Consider the following 16785-nt stretch of genomic DNA (forward strand, 5'->3'; position numbering starts at 1 on the left):
GCGCTCACGGGCCTGCTCGTGACGACGTTCGCGTTCCTCGGCGTCAACATGTTCCTGTCCGGGCTGCACAGCTACGGCAAGCTGTAAGATTTCCGACGCTGGTCCGACAAAAGACCGCCGGCGCACTGCGTGCCCGGCGGTTTTCTTTTGTAACGGGCGGGCGGTCCGGGCGTCGAACGGCGCATGGTGGGCCGGGTCGAACGCTCATGAAGCGTGCGCGCCGCGCATGCAGGAGGAGCAGCACGATGTGGATCAAACACCCTTTGCGCACCGTACTGACTGGCGGTGATATCGCGCAGAGCCAGATTACGCCGCGCGCGGTGTTCGAGAACCGGCGGCGCGCATTGCAGGCGGCCGGCCTCGCGGCGGCGGGCGGCTTGTTCGGCGGCAGCGGCGCGGCGTTCGCCGCGTATGCGTCGCCCGACGCGCGGGCCGCGAAGCTCGCGGCGAAAACCAACCCGAAGTTCGTCGCGGCCGACAAGGTGACGCCGTTCAAGGACATCACGTCCTACAACAACTTCTACGAATTCGGCACTGACAAGGGCGACCCGGCGCAGAACGCGGGCACGTTGCGGCCGCACCCGTGGCGCGTGAGCGTCGAGGGCGAGGTGCTGCACCCGAAGGTGTTCGATCTCGACGAGCTGCTGAAGCTCGCGCCGCTCGAGGAGCGCGTGTACCGGCTGCGCTGCGTCGAGGGCTGGTCGATGGTGATTCCATGGATCGGCGTGCCGCTTTCCGAGCTGATCAGGCGCGTACAGCCGACCGGTAACGCGAAATACGTGCAGTTCGTCACGCTGGCCGATCCGTCGCAGATGCCGGGGCTGTCGACGCCGGTGCTCGACTGGCCATACTCGGAAGGGCTGCGGATGGACGAGGCGATGAATCCGCTGACGCTGCTGACGATGGGCGTCTACGGCCAGGTGCTGCCGAACCAGAACGGCGCGCCGGTGCGGATCGTCGTGCCGTGGAAGTACGGCTTCAAGAGCGCGAAGTCGCTCGTGAAGATCCGCTTCGTCGACAAGCAGCCGAAGACGAGCTGGAACACGTATGCATCGAACGAATACGGTTTCTATTCGAACGTGAACCCGAACGTCGATCACCCGCGCTGGAGCCAGGCGACCGAGCGCCGGATCGGCGAGGACGGCTTCTTCACGCCGAAGCGCAAGACGCTGATGTTCAACGGCTACGGCGATCTCGTCGCATCGATGTATCAGGGCATGGACCTGAAAAAGAACTTCTGAGTGCGACGGTGAGAAACGACATGCCTCCTTCGACGCTGACGCCGATGCGCGCGTCCGGCGCACGCACGGCCGCCGCCGCGGGCACTTCCCGGACCAGTGCGGTGCGTACCGCGTCGCCGCGCTGGCTTGCGCCCGCCAAGGTGCTGGTTTTCGCGGCCGGCCTCTATCCGCTCGCGCGTCTCGTGCTGTTCGGGCTGACCGACCGGCTCGGCGCGAACCCGATCGAATTCATCACGCGTTCGACGGGCCTCTGGACGCTGGTGATGCTCTGCATCACGCTCGCCATCACGCCGCTTCGGCGCGTGACGGGCGTTCCCGCGTTGCTGCGCTTTCGCCGGATGATCGGCCTGTTCGCGTTCTTTTACGCGACGCTGCATTTCACGACGTATCTGTGGTTCGACAAGTGGTTCGACGTGCTCGCGATCCTGAAGGACGTCGGCAAGCGCCCGTTCATCACGGTCGGCTTCGCCGCGTTCGTGCTGCTGATTCCGCTGGCCGCGACATCGCCGCGTGCGATGGTGCGCCGGCTCGGCCGTCACTGGGCGGCGCTGCATCGCGCGATCTATGTGATCGCGCTGTTCGGCGTGCTGCATTTCTGGTGGATGCGGGCCGGCAAGCACGATCTCGCGCAGCCGACGCTCTACGCGACGGTCGTCGCGGTGCTGCTCGGCTGGCGGCTGCTTGGATGGGGCTGGCGGCGCATCCGTGCGTGACGTTGCGGGCCCGAAAAAACAAAGGGCGATGACGGGAAGTCATCGCCCTTGTCGCGACAGACACTGCGCGAGCGGCGGCGCGCGATTACTGCGCGGAGGCCGGGCCTGATGCCGGTGTGGCGGCCTTCGATGCGCCGCTCGACAGCTCGGGCGACAGCGTGAGCGGCGTGCCGGAAGAGTCGGGAATGCTGTCGGACGACGCATTTTCATCGGTCGGCGCGACGTCCGACGGCGGCGTGTCCTGCTGCTGGATGGGCTTCGCCGGCAACGGGGGCACGGTAGGCAGATAGAGCGGACCGCGTTGGCCGCAGCCGGCAAGAATCGCCAAAGCCGCTACAATCGCGCTCATCCGGAAAACGACTCGCATGATCGTCCCTGAACAATTTAACCGATAGAGTTTAGCATGTCCGATACTGAATACCTGGCCCGTGCCGAGGCCGTGCTGGCGGCCGTCGAGCGTACCGTGGATGCCGCGAACGACGGTGATCACGACATCGATCTGGAGCGCAACGGCAGCGTGCTGACGCTGACGTTCGAGAACGGCTCGAAGATCATCATCAACCTCCAGCCGCCGATGAAGGAACTGTGGATCGCCGCGAAGGCGGGTGGATTCCATTACCGCTTCGTGGACGGCGAATGGCGCGATACACGCACCGGCACCGAGTTCTTCTCGGCGCTCACCGGCTACGCGACGCAGCAGGCCGGCCTGCCGATCACGTTCGGCGCGTAACGACGGGCGCTCGCCGGGCCGGGTGCCGATACGTCGGATCAACGCACAAGGAAAAAGCGCCCCGCGGGGCGCTTTTTTCATGCATGGGCCGTTCGTCAGTGGCCGCGGAACAGGTTCATGATGTCCTGCTTTTCCTGCTCGTCGACGTGCGGCGCCGCTTCTTCGGTGTTCTCGACCGCCGGCGCCTGCGGCACGCCGACCGTCGACACGAAGCCGTGCCCCGGCGTGAACTCGGTGAAGTACAGTTCGCCGCCGAGCGACTGGACGTCGTCCGGCATTGCCGGCTTGAACTCCGGCACGCCCTTCAGCGCCGCGCCCATGTATTCGATCCAGACCGGCAGCGACAGGCCGCCGCCGGTTTCGCGATCGCCGAGGCTGCGCGGGTTGTCGTAGCCGATCCACGCGATCGCCGCGAGCGTGTGCTGGTAGCCTGCGAACCACGCATCGTGCGAGTCGTTCGTCGTGCCGGTCTTGCCCGCGAGGTCGGTGCGCTTCAGTACATTGGTCCGTGCGCCCGTGCCGCGCTGCGCGACGCTCTGCAGCAGGCTGTTCGTCACGTACGCGTTGCGTGCGTCGATCGCGCGCGGCGCGTTCTGCTCGGCGATGAGCGGCTGCGCGCGGGCGACGATCGCGCCGTTCGGATCGGTCACTTCGGCGATCAGGTACGGATTCACGCGGAAGCCGCCGTTCGCGAACACCGAGTACGCGCCGGCCATCTGCAGTGGCGTGACCTGGCCCGCGCCGAGCGCCATCGGCAGGTAGGCCGGATGGCGGTCGGCGTCGAAGCCGAAGCGCGTGATGTACTGCTGCGTGTACTTCGTGCCGATGTGGTTCAGGATCCGGATCGACACGAGGTTGCGCGAACGCTGCAGCGCGGTGCGCATCGACATCGGGCCTTCGAAGCCGCCGCCGTAGTTCTTCGGTTCCCACGGCTGGCCGCCGGTTTCCGCGGCGCTGAAATACAGCGGGCCGTCGTTGATCACCGTGGCCGGCCCGAGGCCCTTGTCGAGCGACGCCGAGTAGATGAACGGCTTGAACGACGAACCCGGTTGCCGCCACGCCTGCGTGACGTGGTTGAACTTGTTCTTGTTGTAGTCGAAGCCGCCGACGAGCGAGCGGATCGCGCCGTCCTGCGGGATGATCGAGATGAACGCGCCTTCGACCTGCGGCAACTGCGTGATCGACCATTTGTCGGCGTCGTTCTTCACGACCCGGACGATCGCGCCCGGGCGGATGCGGCGGTTCGGCTGCGCGCTGGCCGACAGCGCGCCCGACGCGAAGCGCAGGTTGTCGCCTTCGATCGTCGCGCTGCTGCCGTCGATGAAGGCGACCGTGATCTGGCGCGGGGTTGCCGCGGTGACCACCGCCGCGACCAGTTCGCCGTTGTCGGGGTGCTCGAGCAGCGCGTCGTCGATCGCCTGCTCGCGGTCGTCCGCGCCGGCCGGCAGCTCGATGAAGCCTTCCGGCCCGCGATAGCCGTGGCGGCGCTCGTAATCCATGATGCCCTTGCGCAGCGCGGTGTACGCGACCTGCTGGTCGGCCGAGTCGATCGTCGTGACGACGTTGAAGCCGCGCGTGTAGGTTTCCTCGCGATACTGCGCGTACATCATCTGCCGGACCATTTCCGCGACGTACTCGGCGTGCACGCTGAACTCGCGGCCCGCGCCCTTGACGACGAGCGGCTGCGCGACGGCTTCGTCGTACTGCTCGCGGGTGATGAAGTTCAGCTCGAGCATCCGCTGCAGGATGTATTCCTGGCGGACCTTCGCGCGCTTCGGATTGACCACCGGGTTATACGCGGACGGTGCCTTCGGCAGCCCCGCGAGCATCGCCGCTTCGGCGAGCGTGATGTCCTTCAGATCCTTGCCGAAATACACGCGCGCGGCGCTCGCGAAGCCGTACGCACGCTGGCCGAGATAGATCTGATTCATGTAGACCTCGAGAATCTGATCCTTCGTCAGTGCGCGCTCGATCCGGTACGCGAGCAGAATCTCGTAGATCTTGCGCGTGTAGGTCTTTTCGCTCGACAGGAAGAAGTTGCGCGCGACCTGCATCGTGATCGTGCTCGCGCCCTGCGACGCATGGCCGTTCGTCAGCGCGACGAAGCCGGCGCGGGCGATGCCGGTGAGGTCGACGCCGCCGTGATCGTAGAAGCGCGCGTCCTCGATCGCGAGGATCGCTTTCTTGAGCGAGTCCGGCACGTCCTTGAAATGGACGATGTCGCGGCGTTCCTCGCCGAATTCGCCGATCAGCACGTGATCGGACGTATAGATGCGCAGCGGAACCTTCGGACGATAGTCGGTCAGCGCGTCGAGCGACGGCATGTTCGGCCACGCGACGACGAGCGCGTAGCCGAGCACGAGGCCGCCGGCCACGACGAGGGCCACGCACATCGCGGCGACGCCGATCAGGGCTTTCTGCCACCAGGGCCGTTTCTTCGGCTCGGGCGCGGGAGGCGGGGACGTAGGAGACGTGGATTGCATAGGCATACCGGAAAACAGTCCCGCGATTATAGCTGCCCGGTAAGACCGGTCCTGACGCGGGGGCGTCCGCCGGAAAGCCGGCGGATCGCGGTGCCGCCAGCATAGCGTCCGCGCGGCTGTTCCGTGCCGTGGCTGGCCGTCCGGCCGACTGTCGCGCGCACGCGCCGCTTTGCAGAATCAGGCCTCGGAAACGCGGCGTGGGCCGCAACGATCGCGGGAGGCTGGGATGACAGGACGATGGGCGGCGCGGTTCGCGCCGGGCAGGCACCGTTCGACGGGCGTCGACGTCGGTGCGGACGAGGTGAGGGTGGCCGTGCTGAGCCGGCGCGGCCGCGTCGCGGATGTGCGGGTCGAAGGGCTCGAGCGGGAGCCGGTGGGACTGGCGGGCGGGCCGGAGGACGCGCGCTGGGCCGCGGTCGCGCGCGCGTTGGCGGCAGCCGTGTCGCGGTTGTCGGCCGCGGGCGTGCGCTGCGACGCGCGCGGCGTGATGGCGCTGCGCGACGACGAGATGCGGACCGCGACGCTCGATCTGGCCGGGCGCGACGACGTCGCCCACGCCGCCCGCCAGGCGGCCGAACGCATCTCGGGGCTGGCGCCGGACAGCCTCGCATTCGACTGGCGGCAGGACGACGGCGCGTGTCCGGGCGAGATTGCGGTCGCCGTGGCACCGCAGGCATTGCTCGAACGGCGGATCGACGTGGCCGCGCAGGCCGGCATCGACCTGACGGCCGTAGACGGCGAGTCGGCCGCCGCGTTGCGCGCGTTGCGCTATGCCGCGCAGTTCGAACCCGACGCGCACGGTCCGTACGCCGCATTCTGGTTCTGCGACACGGGCGTGCGCGGCTGGCGGGTCGACGGCGCGGTCGCCGCGCCGGTGCTCGCGGTGTCCGGCGACGTGCAGGCGGCGCTGCCCGACGCATTGCGCCAGTGCGTATTCGAGCCGGTGCGCTGCGTGCTCGTGGCCGGCGACGCGCGCTGCATCGCCCGCTGCGGCACGTCGGTCGCCGATATCGGCGATGCGCTCGGCGTGGCCGCGGTGCCGTTCGACTGCACGGGATGGAACGGGTTGCCGGGCGAGCCCTCCGGTGTGCCGGGAGGTCCGGCATTTGCCCTCGCGGTCGGACTGGCGCTGCGCGGGGTGTGGGAATGATGGCCGATACGGGGTTCGGGCGGCCTGTCGTCGGCCACGCCGCGCTCGGTGGCTTCAATCTGCTGCCATACCGTGAGCGGCTGGCGCAGGCGTTGCGGCGGCGTCGTGCCATGCAGTGCGGGGCAGCGATCGTGCTCGGCATATTCGGGGCCTGCGTCTGGACGGGGGCGCAGACAGTGTGGAGATGGCGCGTGGATGCCGAGCGTACGCGTGTGGAGGCGCAACTGCGGCAATTGCAGCCACAGGTCGATGCCGCACGGCGTGCCGCCGGTGCGGCCGCCGACCTCGCGCAGCGCGATGCGCGGTCGGTCGTGCTTGCCGCGCCTTACCGGCGCGCCACCGGGCTGCTCGCAACGCTGGCGCAGGTGCGCGACGACACCGTCCGGCTCGACGCATTGCGCACGACTTCGTCCGGCGCCGTGCTCGACGCGCGCGCGACGAGCTATCGGGCGGCCGCGCGGTGGCTCGCGCGGATCGCAGCCGAGCGGCGCGACTGGCGCTTCGATATCGGTGCGCTGACACCGGCTTCGGCCACGCCGGTCACGGGGGCAGCCGTGCCGTTCCGGTTTTCCGTACAGGTGCGCTGGCACGACGCGTCGCCGCGGCAGGGCGCAGCAGGAGGTGGCGCATGACGGCGATCGTGCCTCTGTCCATGCGAGGCGTTGCCGGGTCGCTCGGCCACGCGACGCGGGTGTCGCCGGCCGCGGCACACGCCGTCGGCTGCGTGGCGGCATTCGCGTCCGTGATGGTGGGCGCCATTCATCTGACGGATGCCGTCGACTGGAGCGGACTTGCACGCAGTCGCGCGTTGCTGGCAATGGCACAGGTGCGTGCCGCCGACACACAGCGGATGCTCGCGGCCGCCGCGCAGCAGCGGCGCGACACGGTCCCGGCTGCCGGGCGCCATGTCAGCTCGCCGCGTGCGCCGGCGTGGCCCGCGCTGTTGCTTGAGCTGGCCGACCTGGCCGGAGCGAGCGGTTTGCGGATCGTGTCGATCGAGCCGCGGCGCGCGGACGATGCGGCGCCGGACGGCCGGCGCACGGTGCGGATCGTTGCCGACGGCGGCTTTCCGGCGCTGCTGCGGCTGATGGGAGGGTTGGCGGGCTTCCCCGCGCTGGTGGTGCCGTCGGTGCTGCATATCGAGCGAAAACCGCCCGCGTCGCGGGTCGACATGACGATCGACGTGTTTCCGTCGCTGTCGGCAGCCCGTTTTCCGGGTGGCGCGGTGCCCGCGCTTGCCGGTGCACCGGGCGGCGATCCATTCGGCGGCGCGGGTTCGCCCATGGTGGCCGAAGATGCGGCGCCGCGTCTGGCCGGCACGATCCGCGATGCGCACGCCGGACTTGCGTTGTTCGATGCAGGTGACGGCGTGTTCGCGGCCGTCGCGCCGGGCGAAGCACTCGGGGCCTCGCGCGTGATGCGCGTCGATGCCGGTGCCGTGACGCTTGCGACGGCCGATGGCGCGCGCCGGTTCGTCATGGACGAAGGAGATCGTCCATGACGATATACGGATGGTGGGCGATCGCATTCTGGGCCGGATCATGCGTGGCCACGGCGCGCGCGGCGCTACCGCCCCTGCCTCCCTTGCCGCCGGCCGGCTGGCCGATCGCATCGATGCAGGTGCCCGCTTCGGACACACCGCTGCCGCAGGGCGCGCCCGGTGGCGCGGTCGGCATGAACGGTGCAGCCTCGGCGCAGGACGACCCACTGCCGTTCGATCAGGCCGCACGTGCAGCGCATCAGGCGGGCACAACCGCACCCGTGCCGCTGCTGGAAGGGCCGCCGATCCCATTGCCGCCGCCGACGCGCATGAGCGACGCCGCGGCGCGGCACCCCGGCGATCCGGACGACGCGCGGCGGATCTCGCTGAATCTGCAAGGCGCCGGGCTCGCGGCCGCGTTCGACGCGCTCGCGCGCTTCACCGGGCTCAACATCATCGTCGGCGAGCAGGTGCGCGGCACCGTGACGTTACGTCTGAACAATGTCCGCTGGCGCGATGCGTTCGATACGTTGCTCGACACGCACGGGCTGGCGATGTCCCGGCGCGGCAACGTGATCTGGGTCACGCCCGCGGCAGAACTCGCCGCGCGGGAGCGAGCGCGCTTCGAAACGCACGCACGCGCGGCCGAACTGGAGCCGCTCGCGAGCCGGACCTTCGCGCTGCACTATCCGCGCGCGCTGGACGTGCAGCGGCTGCTGGCCGGTGCGACCGGCCAGCGCCTGCTGTCGAAACGCGGCGCGGCGGCGGCCGATCCGCGCACGAACCTGCTGTTCGTCACCGATCTTGCGCCGCGCATCGCGCAGATCGCGGGCCTGATCGGCGCGATCGACCGGCCGTCGCGGCAGGTCCGGATCGAGGCGCGCATCGTCGAAGGCGAACAGGGCTTCTCGCGCAACCTCGGTGCACGCGTCGCGCTGCGCGCGCAGGGACGGGCGCCCGCGGCCGACGGCGCGGCATTCGCGGCGGACACGCGCAACGCGCTCGACCTGGCCGCGCGACCGCTCGGCGGGTTCGAGGCGGCGACGGCCGGCTTCACGCTGTTCGCCGCGCCGCTCAGCCGCGTGCTCGACGTCGAGTTGAGCGCGCTCGAGGCACAGGGGCGGGGCCAGATCGTCTCCAGCCCGCGCGTGGTGACGGCCGACCGCGTGAAGGCAATCGTCGAACAGGGCTCGGAGCTGCCGTACCAGGCCAAGGTCGGCAACGGTGTGAGCGGCGTGCAGTTCCGCCGTGCGACACTGAAGCTCGAGGTCGAGCCGCAGATCACGCCTGACGGGCGCGTCGTGCTCGACCTGGACGTGACGAAGGACAGCATCGGCGAGCCGACCGCGGCCGGCCCGGCGATTCATACGAAGCACGTCCAGACGCGCGTGGAGGTCGAGGACGGCGGGACGGTCGCGATCGGCGGGATTTACGAGCAGTTGAACCGGGACGATGTGACGCGGGTGCCGCTCTTGGGCAAAATACCGGTTCTGGGCGCGCTTTTCCGGCACCGCGCGCGGCGCGATCAGCGCAACGAACTGGTCGTCTTCATCACGCCGACGGTCGTCGGCGCGCGTTGCGAGACGGCCGGCGCGGGCGACGCGGATGCGGGAGAAACGGGGCCGGAAGCCGGTGGCGCAGGCTCGACAAGGCAGCCGCTTTGCCAGTAAGCTGCGCCACACACCAGCAAGATTCAAGCAGAGGAAGCCGTTGCAAGCGCGGGACCCACACGCAAACGTATTTTTCGTCGGCCTTATGGGAGCGGGTAAGACCACCGTGGGCCGTGCGGTCGCGCGCCGGCTCGACAGGACGTTCTTCGACTCCGACCACGAAATCGAGGCCCGCACGGGGGCGCGCATTCCGGTGATCTTCGAGATGGAGGGCGAGGCCGGGTTTCGCGACCGCGAATCGCAGGTGATCGCCGATCTCACGCAGCGCGAGAACATCGTGCTCGCGACGGGCGGCGGCGCGGTGCTGCGCCCCGAAAATCGCGATTGCCTGAAAGGCAACGGCATCGTCATCTATCTGCGCGCCAACCCGCACGATCTGTGGCTGCGCACCCGCAAGGACAAGAACCGCCCGCTGTTGCAGACCGACGATCCGAAGGCACGTCTCGAAGCGCTCTACGAAGTGCGCGACCCGCTGTACCGCGAATGCGCGGACTTCATCATCGAGACCGGCCGTCCGTCGGTCAACGGCCTCGTCAACATGGTGCTGATGCAACTCGAACTGGCAGGCGTCATCGCCAAGCCGCTACAAGCATGATTACCGTCAACGTCGACCTGGGCGACCGCGCCTACCCGATTCACATTGGTGCCGCCTTGATCGGCCGCACCGAGCTGTTCGCTCCTCATATCACCGGTTCCTCGGTCACGATCGTCACGAACACGACGGTCGATCCGCTCTACGGCGACGCGCTGCGCGCCGCGCTCGCGCCGCTCGGCAAGCGCGTATCGACGGTCGTGCTGCCGGACGGCGAGGCCTACAAGAACTGGGAAACGCTGAACCTGATCTTCGACGGCCTGCTGACCGAGCGTGCCGACCGCAAGACGACGCTCGTCGCACTCGGCGGCGGCGTGATCGGCGACATGACCGGCTTTGCCGCCGCGTGCTACATGCGCGGCGTGCCGTTCATCCAGGTACCGACGACGCTGCTGTCGCAGGTCGATTCGTCGGTCGGCGGCAAGACCGGCATCAACCACCCGCTCGGCAAGAACATGATCGGCGCGTTCTACCAGCCGCAGGCCGTGATCGCCGATATCGGCGCGCTGACCACGCTGCCCGATCGCGAGCTGGCGGCCGGCATGGCCGAGGTCATCAAGACGGGCGCGATCGCCGATGCGGAATTCTTCGACTGGATCGAGGCGAACGTCGATGCGCTGAACCGCCGCGAGCCGGCCGCGCTCGCGCACGCGGTGAAGCGCTCGTGCGAGATCAAGGCGAGCGTGGTCGCGGCCGACGAACGCGAAGGCGGCCTGCGTGCGATCCTGAACTTCGGCCATACGTTCGGCCATGCGATCGAGGCCGGGCTCGGCTACGGCGAGTGGCTGCACGGCGAAGCGGTCGGCTGCGGGATGGTGATGGCGGGCGACCTGTCGGTGCGGCTCGGCCTCTTCGACGAAGCTTCGCGGCGGCGGCTGGATGCGGTGATCGCCGCCGCGCACCTGCCGGTCCGCGGGCCGGCACTCGGCGATGCGCGCTACATGGACCTGATGCGCGTCGACAAGAAGGCCGAAGCCGGTGTGATCAAGTTCATCCTGCTGAAGCGATTCGGCGATACGCTGATCACCCAGGCGCCCGACGAAGCCGTGTTCGCTACACTGGCGCAGACAACCCGGTAACGGCGCCCCGGATGCCCCGGCGCCCCTGACGTGGAGGAGACGTGAGCGAGACATCCAGCAGCACACTGCCCGAGGCCGGCCGCGCATCCGTCGCGGCGCCGGTCGAGCCGCCGACGCTGGCGGCGCTGGAAGCCCATCTCGCTCCGTATGCCGCTCACGCGTCGCAGTCGCGCGGCCGCCGTCATCAGGAAACGCCGCCGGCGGCGCGTACCGAATTCCAGCGCGACCGCGACCGCATCGTTCATTCGACCGCGTTCCGCCGGCTCGAATACAAGACGCAGGTCTTCGTCAATCACGAAGGCGACCTGTTCCGCACCCGCCTCACGCACAGCCTCGAAGTCGCGCAGATCGCGCGCTCGGTCGCGCGCAACCTGCGCCTGAACGAGGATCTCGTCGAAGCGATCTCGCTTGCGCACGATCTCGGTCATACGCCGTTCGGCCATGCCGGGCAGGACGCGCTGAACGCGTGCATGCGCGAGCACGGCGGCTTCGAGCACAACCTGCAGAGCCTGGCCGTCGTCGACGAGCTCGAGGAGCACTACGGCGCGTTCAACGGCCTGAACCTGTGCTTCGAGACGCGCGAAGGCATCCTCAAGCACTGCTCGCGCGAGAACGCCCGCAAGCTCGGCGCGCTCGGCGAGCGCTTCCTGCAAGGGCGCCAGCCGTCGCTGGAAGCGCAGCTCGCGAACATCGCGGACGAGATCGCATACAACAACCATGACGTCGACGACGGCCTGCGCTCCGGCCTGATCACGATCGAGCAGCTCGCCGAAGTGGATCTGTGGCAGTGCCACTACGACGCGGCGCTCGCCGAATTTCCGCATCTCGAAGGCCGCCGCCTCGTGCACGAGACGGTGCGCCGCATCATCAACACGCTGATCGTCGACCTGATCGACGAGACCACGCGCAATCTCGCACGTGTCGTGCCCGCGTCGCTCGACGACGTGCGCGCGGCGCCGCCGCTCGTCGCGCACAGCGAAGCGATCGCCGCGCAGGCGGCCGCCCTCAAGCGTTTCCTGTTCAAGAACCTGTACCGCCACTACAAGGTGATGCGCATGGCGAACAAGGCGCAGCGGGTCGTCACCGGGCTGTTCGACGCGTTCATCGACGATCCGCGGCTGCTGCCGCCGCCTTACCAGTCGGACGACGACGCGCAGCAGCCGCGCCTTGTCGCGCACTACATCGCCGGCATGACCGACCGCTTCGCGCTGAAGGAATACCAGCGCCTGTTCGTCGTCAACGACAACTGACTGTCACAAACGATCACTAGACTTCGCCGGTTCAATGGCGACGGGAATGTTGCACACGCTGTTGGTAACGTTTTCATAGGAGAGAGGTCGATGAAGAAGAAGCCTGCGGGGACCATGGTTCGCTCGATCGCGCTGGGCGGCGCGCTGATGTTCGGTGTGCAGCATGCGGCGTTCGCCGTGACGGAGATCCAGTTCTGGCATGCGATGGAGTCGGCGCTCGGCGAGCGCGTGAACGAGCTCGCTGCGCAGTTCAACGCATCGCAAAGCGACTACAGGATCGTGCCGGTCTTCAAGGGCACCTACGACCAGGCGCTCGCGGCGGGCATCGCCGCCTATCGCAGCGGCAACGCGCCGGCGATCCTCCAGGTCTATGAAGTCGGCACCGCGACGATGATGCAGGCGAAGAAGGCCGTCGTGCCGGTCTACGACGTGTTCAAGCAGGCCGGCGTGCCGCTCGACGAAAAGGCCTTCGTGCCGACCATCGCGAGCTACTACAGCGACGCGAAGACGGGCCATCTCGTGTCGATGCCGTTCAACAGCTCGACGCCGGTGCTGTACTACAACAAGGACGCGTTCAAGAAGGCCGGGCTCGATCCGAACCAGCCGCCGAAGACGTGGGCCGACGTGCAGGCGGACGCCGAGAAGCTGCGCAAGTCCGGGATGACCTGTGGCTTCACGACCGGCTGGCAGGGCTGGATCCAGCTAGAGAACTACAGTGCGTGGCATGCGCTGCCGTTCGCGAGCCGCAACAACGGCTTCGACGGCGCCGACGCGGTGCTCGAATTCAACAAGCCGCAGCAGGTCGCGCACATCGCGTTCCTGCAGCAGATGCAGAAGGACGGCACGTTCTCGTACGCGGGCCGCAAGGACGAAGCGTCCGCGAAGTTCTACAGCGGCGACTGCGGGATCCTGACGACGTCGTCGGGCGCGCTCGCGAACGTGCAGAAGTTCGCGAAGTTCAGCTACGGCACCGGCATGATGCCGTACGACGCGAACGTGAAGGGCGCGCCGCAGAACGCGATCATCGGCGGCGCGAGCCTGTGGGTGCTGGCCGGCAAGGATCCGGCGACCTACAAGGGCGTCGCGAATTTCCTCGCGTTCCTGGCCTCGCCGCCGATCGCCGCGAAGTGGCACCAGGAAACGGGCTACCTGCCGGTCACGACGGCCGCGTACGATCTCACGCGCCAGCAGGGCTTCTACGCGAAGAACCCGAGCGCGGAAACCGCGATCAAGCAGATGATGAACAAGCCGCCGCTGCCCTACACGAAGGGGCTGCGTCTCGGCAACATGCCGCAGATCCGCACGGTCGTCGACGAAGAGCTGGAGCAGGTCTGGGCGCAGAAGAAGTCGCCGAAGGACGCGCTCGATTCGGCGGCGTCGCGCGGCGACGAGCTGCTGCGCCGCTTCGAGAAGTCGGGCGGCTGAGCCCGCATCGCGTTCGTGCCGCCGGCCGCCGCGTCGCGCATGCGCGCGTGCGGGCCGGCGGCGCGGTTCCCTTTCCGTTTCGCCTGACCGGATGCCCGCGATGCAATCCCGTTCCCGCTTCGGCGCGAGCCTGCTGCCGTACCTGCTGATCGCGCCGCAGCTCGCGATCACCGCCGTGTTCTTCCTGTGGCCGGCCGGCGTCGCGCTGTGGCAGTCGACGCAAATGCAGGATGCGTTCGGCACGTCGAGCGAGTTCGTCGGCCTCGCGAACTTCACGCACCTGTTCGCCGATCCGCTGTACCTCGACTCGCTCCGCACGACGCTGGTGTTCAGCTCGCTCGTCACGGTGAGCGGGCTCGTCGTGTCGCTGCTGCTCGCCGCGTGCGCCGACCGCGTGATCCGCGGCGCGCGCGTGTACCGCACGCTGCTGATCTGGCCGTACGCGGTCGCGCCGACGATCGCGGCCGTGCTGTGGGCGTTCCTGTTCAACCCGAGCATCGGCCTCGTCACCTATGCGCTCGCGAAGGGCGGCATCGTGTGGAATCACGCGCTGAACGGCGGCCAGGCGATGTTCCTCGTCGTGCTCGCGTCGGTATGGAAGCAGGTGAGCTACAACTTCCTGTTCTTCTACGCGGGGCTGCAGGCGATTCCGCGCTCGCTGATCGAGGCGGCGGCGATCGACGGTGCCGGGCCGGTGCGGCGCTTCTTCAACATCGTGCTGCCGCTGCTGTCGCCGACGAGCTTCTTCCTGCTCGTCGTGAACCTGGTCTATGCGTTCTTCGACACGTTCCCGGTGATCGACGCGGCCACCGCGGGCGGCCCCGCACAAAGCACGAAGACGCTGATCTACAAGATCTTCACGGAAGGCTTCCAGGGGCTCGACATCGGCAGTTCGGGCGCGCAGTCGGTCGTGCTGATGATCATCGTCGTCGGGCTCACGGTGATCCAGTTCCGCTTCGTCGAACGCAGGGTGCAATACGCATGATCGAAAATCGCAAGGGCTTCGACCTGTTCTGCCACGCGGTGCTGATCGCGGGCATCGTGCTGATCGTGTTCCCCGTCTACGTCGCGTTCTGCGCGGCGACGATGAACGCGCGGGAGGTATTCACGATCCCGCTGTCGCTGGTGCCGAGCACGCACCTGCTGGAGAACATCGCGTACATCTGGGGGCACGGCAGCGGTGGCACGACGGCGCCGTTCGGCCGGCTGCTCGTCAACAGCTTCGTGATGGCGCTCGGGATCGCGGTCGGCAAGATCGCGGTGTCGATCCTGTCCGCGTACGCGATCGTCTATTTCCGCTTCCCGTTCCGCAACACGGCGTTCTGGCTGATCTTCGTCACGCTGATGCTGCCGGTCGAGGTGCGGATCTTCCCGACCGTGCAGGTCGTGTCGACGCTGCACCTGACGAACACCTACGCCGGGCTCTCGCTGCCGCTGATCGCATCGGCGACCGCGACGTTCCTGTTCCGCCAGTTCTTCATGACGCTGCCCGACGAGCTGATGGACGCCGCGCGCATCGACGGCGCGGGGCCGCTGCGCTTTTTCCGGGACGTCGTGCTGCCGCTGTCGAAGACGAGCATCGCGGCGCTGTTCGTGATCACGTTCATCTACGGCTGGAACCAGTATCTGTGGCCGATCCTGATCACGACGGAGGCGTCGCTGTCGACGGCGGTGGTGGGCATCAAGACGATGATCGCGAGCGGCGACGCCGCGACCGAATGGCAATACGTGATGGCGGCGACGCTGCTGGCGATGATTCCGCCGCTCGTCGTCGTGCTGGCGATGCAGCGCTGGTTCGTGCGCGGCCTCGTCGATTCCGAGAAATAAACGACGGACGGCAACCGGGAGAAGGACCAAGTATGGCTGCGCTGAGCTTGAAGGGCGTCAGGAAATCCTACGACGGCAAGCAGCACGTGCTGCACGGCATCGACGTGGAGATCGCCGACGGCGAATTCATCGTGCTGGTCGGCCCGTCGGGCTGCGGCAAGTCGACGCTGCTGCGGATGATCGCGGGGCTCGAGACGGTGACGGACGGCGAGATCGCGATCGGCGAGCGCATGGTCAACGCGCTGGAGCCGAAGGATCGCGACATCGCGATGGTGTTCCAGAACTACGCGCTGTATCCGCACATGACGGTCGCGCAGAACATGGGCTACGGGCTGAAGATCCGCGGCATCGAGCGCGCGACGATCGACGCGCGGGTGGCCGCGGCCGCGAAGATCCTCGAACTCGAGCCGCTGCTCGCGCGGCGGCCGCGCGAACTGTCGGGCGGCCAGCGGCAGCGCGTCGCGATGGGGCGTGCGATCGTGCGCGAGCCGTCGGTGTTCCTGTTCGACGAGCCGCTGTCGAACCTCGATGCGAAGCTGCGCGTGCAAATGCGGCTCGAGATCCAGCGGCTGCATGCGCGGCTCGCGACGACGAGCGTGTACGTGACGCATGACCAGATCGAGGCGATGACGCTCGCGCAGCGCGTGATCGTGATGAACCGCGGCTATGCGGAGCAGATCGGCGCGCCGGTCGACGTGTACGAGAAGCCGGCGACGGTGTTCGTCGCGGGCTTCATCGGCTCGCCGGCGATGAACCTGATGCACGGCCGGCTGTCGGAGGACGGCGCGACATTTACGGTCGCGGGCGGCGGTCCGGCGCTGCCGGTTGCCGGCGCGCCCGGCATCGGAACCGCGATCGCCACCGGGCGCGACTGGGTGCTCGGCGTGCGGCCGGAGCACATGACGCCGCAGCCGGGTGTCGCGCAGGCGACGCTGCCGGTCGACTCGTGCGAGCTGCTCGGCGCGGACAACCTCGCGCACGGCCGCTGGGGCAACCACGACGTCGCGGTGCGCTTGCCGCACGCGGATCGTCCCGCGCGCGGCACGGCGCTGGGCACCTCGCTGCCCGCGCACCGGCTGCATTTCTTCGATCCCGAGACCGGCAAGCGTGCCGGCTGACCCTGACGAACCTGCCGCGAGGCGCAC

16 protein-coding genes are annotated in these 16785 nt (G+C 68.2%); 14 read left to right on the forward strand and 2 right to left on the reverse strand.

Translation table 11 applies throughout. The annotated features are described in order from the left end of the window. Positions 1-245 precede the first annotated feature (245 nt). Positions 246-1241, forward strand: coding sequence for a protein-methionine-sulfoxide reductase catalytic subunit MsrP (gene msrP, locus DIE22_RS31215; RefSeq protein ID WP_124606862.1), 996 nt, complete (start codon positions 246-248; stop codon positions 1239-1241). Between the two features lie 20 nt (positions 1242-1261). Further along, positions 1262-1954 carry a protein-methionine-sulfoxide reductase heme-binding subunit MsrQ gene (gene msrQ / locus DIE22_RS31220; protein ID WP_124501144.1) on the forward strand — a complete coding sequence of 231 codons (693 nt, stop codon included), beginning with the start codon at positions 1262-1264 and terminating at the stop codon, positions 1952-1954. 85 nt (positions 1955-2039) lie between these two features. Here the strand turns inward: msrQ and lptM are convergent, their stop codons facing one another. Then, complete coding sequence (gene lptM, locus DIE22_RS31225; protein ID WP_124501145.1) at positions 2040-2321, reverse strand: LPS translocon maturation chaperone LptM; 282 nt, start codon at positions 2319-2321, stop codon at positions 2040-2042. Between the two features lie 36 nt (positions 2322-2357). Between lptM and cyaY the strand changes: the two genes are divergently transcribed. Continuing rightward, positions 2358-2684 (forward strand): iron donor protein CyaY, encoded by a 327-nt coding sequence (gene cyaY / locus DIE22_RS31230; protein WP_124501146.1) that lies wholly within the window; start codon positions 2358-2360, stop codon positions 2682-2684. A 95-nt stretch (positions 2685-2779) separates the two neighbouring features. On the opposite strand, the gene DIE22_RS31235 is transcribed toward cyaY, so the two are convergent. After that, complete coding sequence (locus DIE22_RS31235) at positions 2780-5167, reverse strand: penicillin-binding protein 1A (protein ID WP_124606863.1); 2388 nt, start codon at positions 5165-5167, stop codon at positions 2780-2782. Between the two features lie 226 nt (positions 5168-5393). On the opposite strand from DIE22_RS31235, the gene DIE22_RS31240 reads away from it, so the two are divergent. The 11 genes from DIE22_RS31240 (at position 5394) to DIE22_RS31290 (ending at position 16758) form a co-directional block, all read left to right on the forward strand. Further along, positions 5394-6317: a competence protein ComA gene (locus tag DIE22_RS31240; RefSeq protein ID WP_124606864.1), complete on the forward strand. Its 924-nt coding sequence runs from the start codon at positions 5394-5396 to the stop codon at positions 6315-6317. Continuing rightward, entirely contained in the window at positions 6314-6949 is a 636-nt protein-coding gene (locus DIE22_RS31245; RefSeq protein WP_124501149.1) for a fimbrial protein, read from the forward strand. The genes DIE22_RS31240 and DIE22_RS31245 overlap by 4 nt, the downstream gene beginning before the upstream one ends. Then, a complete protein-coding gene (locus tag DIE22_RS31250) occupies positions 6946-7818 on the forward strand; it encodes a pilus assembly protein (protein ID WP_124606865.1) in 873 nt (290 codons plus the stop codon). The genes DIE22_RS31245 and DIE22_RS31250 overlap by 4 nt, the downstream gene beginning before the upstream one ends. Beyond that, positions 7815-9467 carry a type IV pilus secretin PilQ gene (locus DIE22_RS31255; RefSeq protein WP_124606866.1) on the forward strand — a complete coding sequence of 551 codons (1653 nt, stop codon included), beginning with the start codon at positions 7815-7817 and terminating at the stop codon, positions 9465-9467. The genes DIE22_RS31250 and DIE22_RS31255 overlap by 4 nt, the downstream gene beginning before the upstream one ends. Positions 9468-9507: 40 nt before the next feature. Beyond that, a complete protein-coding gene (locus DIE22_RS31260; protein WP_124501196.1) occupies positions 9508-10062 on the forward strand; it encodes a shikimate kinase in 555 nt (184 codons plus the stop codon). Then, a complete protein-coding gene (gene aroB / locus DIE22_RS31265; RefSeq protein WP_124606867.1) occupies positions 10059-11138 on the forward strand; it encodes a 3-dehydroquinate synthase in 1080 nt (359 codons plus the stop codon). The genes DIE22_RS31260 and aroB overlap by 4 nt, the downstream gene beginning before the upstream one ends. A 41-nt stretch (positions 11139-11179) precedes the next feature. Beyond that, complete coding sequence (locus DIE22_RS31270) at positions 11180-12388, forward strand: deoxyguanosinetriphosphate triphosphohydrolase (RefSeq protein ID WP_124606868.1); 1209 nt, start codon at positions 11180-11182, stop codon at positions 12386-12388. 90 nt (positions 12389-12478) lie between these two features. Beyond that, a complete protein-coding gene (gene ugpB, locus DIE22_RS31275; protein ID WP_124501154.1) occupies positions 12479-13813 on the forward strand; it encodes a sn-glycerol-3-phosphate ABC transporter substrate-binding protein UgpB in 1335 nt (444 codons plus the stop codon). Positions 13814-13913: 100 nt separating this feature from the next. After that, a complete protein-coding gene (ugpA, locus tag DIE22_RS31280; RefSeq protein ID WP_124501155.1) occupies positions 13914-14798 on the forward strand; it encodes a sn-glycerol-3-phosphate ABC transporter permease UgpA in 885 nt (294 codons plus the stop codon). Further along, positions 14795-15640, forward strand: a complete 846-nt coding sequence (gene ugpE, locus DIE22_RS31285) for a sn-glycerol-3-phosphate ABC transporter permease UgpE (RefSeq protein WP_124501156.1) — start codon at positions 14795-14797, stop codon at positions 15638-15640. The genes ugpA and ugpE overlap by 4 nt, the downstream gene beginning before the upstream one ends. A gap of 32 nt (positions 15641-15672) precedes the next feature. Next, on the forward strand, positions 15673-16758 hold the full coding sequence (locus DIE22_RS31290; RefSeq protein ID WP_124606869.1) for a sn-glycerol-3-phosphate import ATP-binding protein UgpC: 1086 nt from the start codon (positions 15673-15675) through the stop codon (positions 16756-16758). Positions 16759-16785: the final 27 nt, after the last annotated feature.

Origin of the sequence: Burkholderia sp. Bp9142, assembly GCF_003853415.1 — a bacterium.
Lineage (GTDB): Bacteria > Pseudomonadota > Gammaproteobacteria > Burkholderiales > Burkholderiaceae > Burkholderia.

What these genes read in the sequence shown, in the direction of transcription:
- ugpB (WP_124501154.1), top strand. Translation starts at nt 12,479, where the DNA reads ATGAAGAAGAAGCCTGCGGGGACCATGGTTCGCTCGATCGCGCTGGGC.
- DIE22_RS31250 (WP_124606865.1), top strand. Translation starts at nt 6,946, where the DNA reads ATGACGGCGATCGTGCCTCTGTCCATGCGAGGCGTTGCCGGGTCGCTC.
- DIE22_RS31245 (WP_124501149.1), top strand. Translation starts at nt 6,314, where the DNA reads ATGATGGCCGATACGGGGTTCGGGCGGCCTGTCGTCGGCCACGCCGCG.
- lptM (WP_124501145.1), bottom strand. Translation starts at nt 2,321, where the DNA reads ATGCGAGTCGTTTTCCGGATGAGCGCGATTGTAGCGGCTTTGGCGATT.
- DIE22_RS31255 (WP_124606866.1), top strand. Translation starts at nt 7,815, where the DNA reads ATGACGATATACGGATGGTGGGCGATCGCATTCTGGGCCGGATCATGC.
- cyaY (WP_124501146.1), top strand. Translation starts at nt 2,358, where the DNA reads ATGTCCGATACTGAATACCTGGCCCGTGCCGAGGCCGTGCTGGCGGCC.
- msrP (WP_124606862.1), top strand. Translation starts at nt 246, where the DNA reads ATGTGGATCAAACACCCTTTGCGCACCGTACTGACTGGCGGTGATATC.
- DIE22_RS31240 (WP_124606864.1), top strand. Translation starts at nt 5,394, where the DNA reads ATGACAGGACGATGGGCGGCGCGGTTCGCGCCGGGCAGGCACCGTTCG.
- ugpA (WP_124501155.1), top strand. Translation starts at nt 13,914, where the DNA reads ATGCAATCCCGTTCCCGCTTCGGCGCGAGCCTGCTGCCGTACCTGCTG.
- DIE22_RS31235 (WP_124606863.1), bottom strand. Translation starts at nt 5,167, where the DNA reads ATGCAATCCACGTCTCCTACGTCCCCGCCTCCCGCGCCCGAGCCGAAG.
- ugpE (WP_124501156.1), top strand. Translation starts at nt 14,795, where the DNA reads ATGATCGAAAATCGCAAGGGCTTCGACCTGTTCTGCCACGCGGTGCTG.
- msrQ (WP_124501144.1), top strand. Translation starts at nt 1,262, where the DNA reads ATGCCTCCTTCGACGCTGACGCCGATGCGCGCGTCCGGCGCACGCACG.
- aroB (WP_124606867.1), top strand. Translation starts at nt 10,059, where the DNA reads ATGATTACCGTCAACGTCGACCTGGGCGACCGCGCCTACCCGATTCAC.
- DIE22_RS31290 (WP_124606869.1), top strand. Translation starts at nt 15,673, where the DNA reads ATGGCTGCGCTGAGCTTGAAGGGCGTCAGGAAATCCTACGACGGCAAG.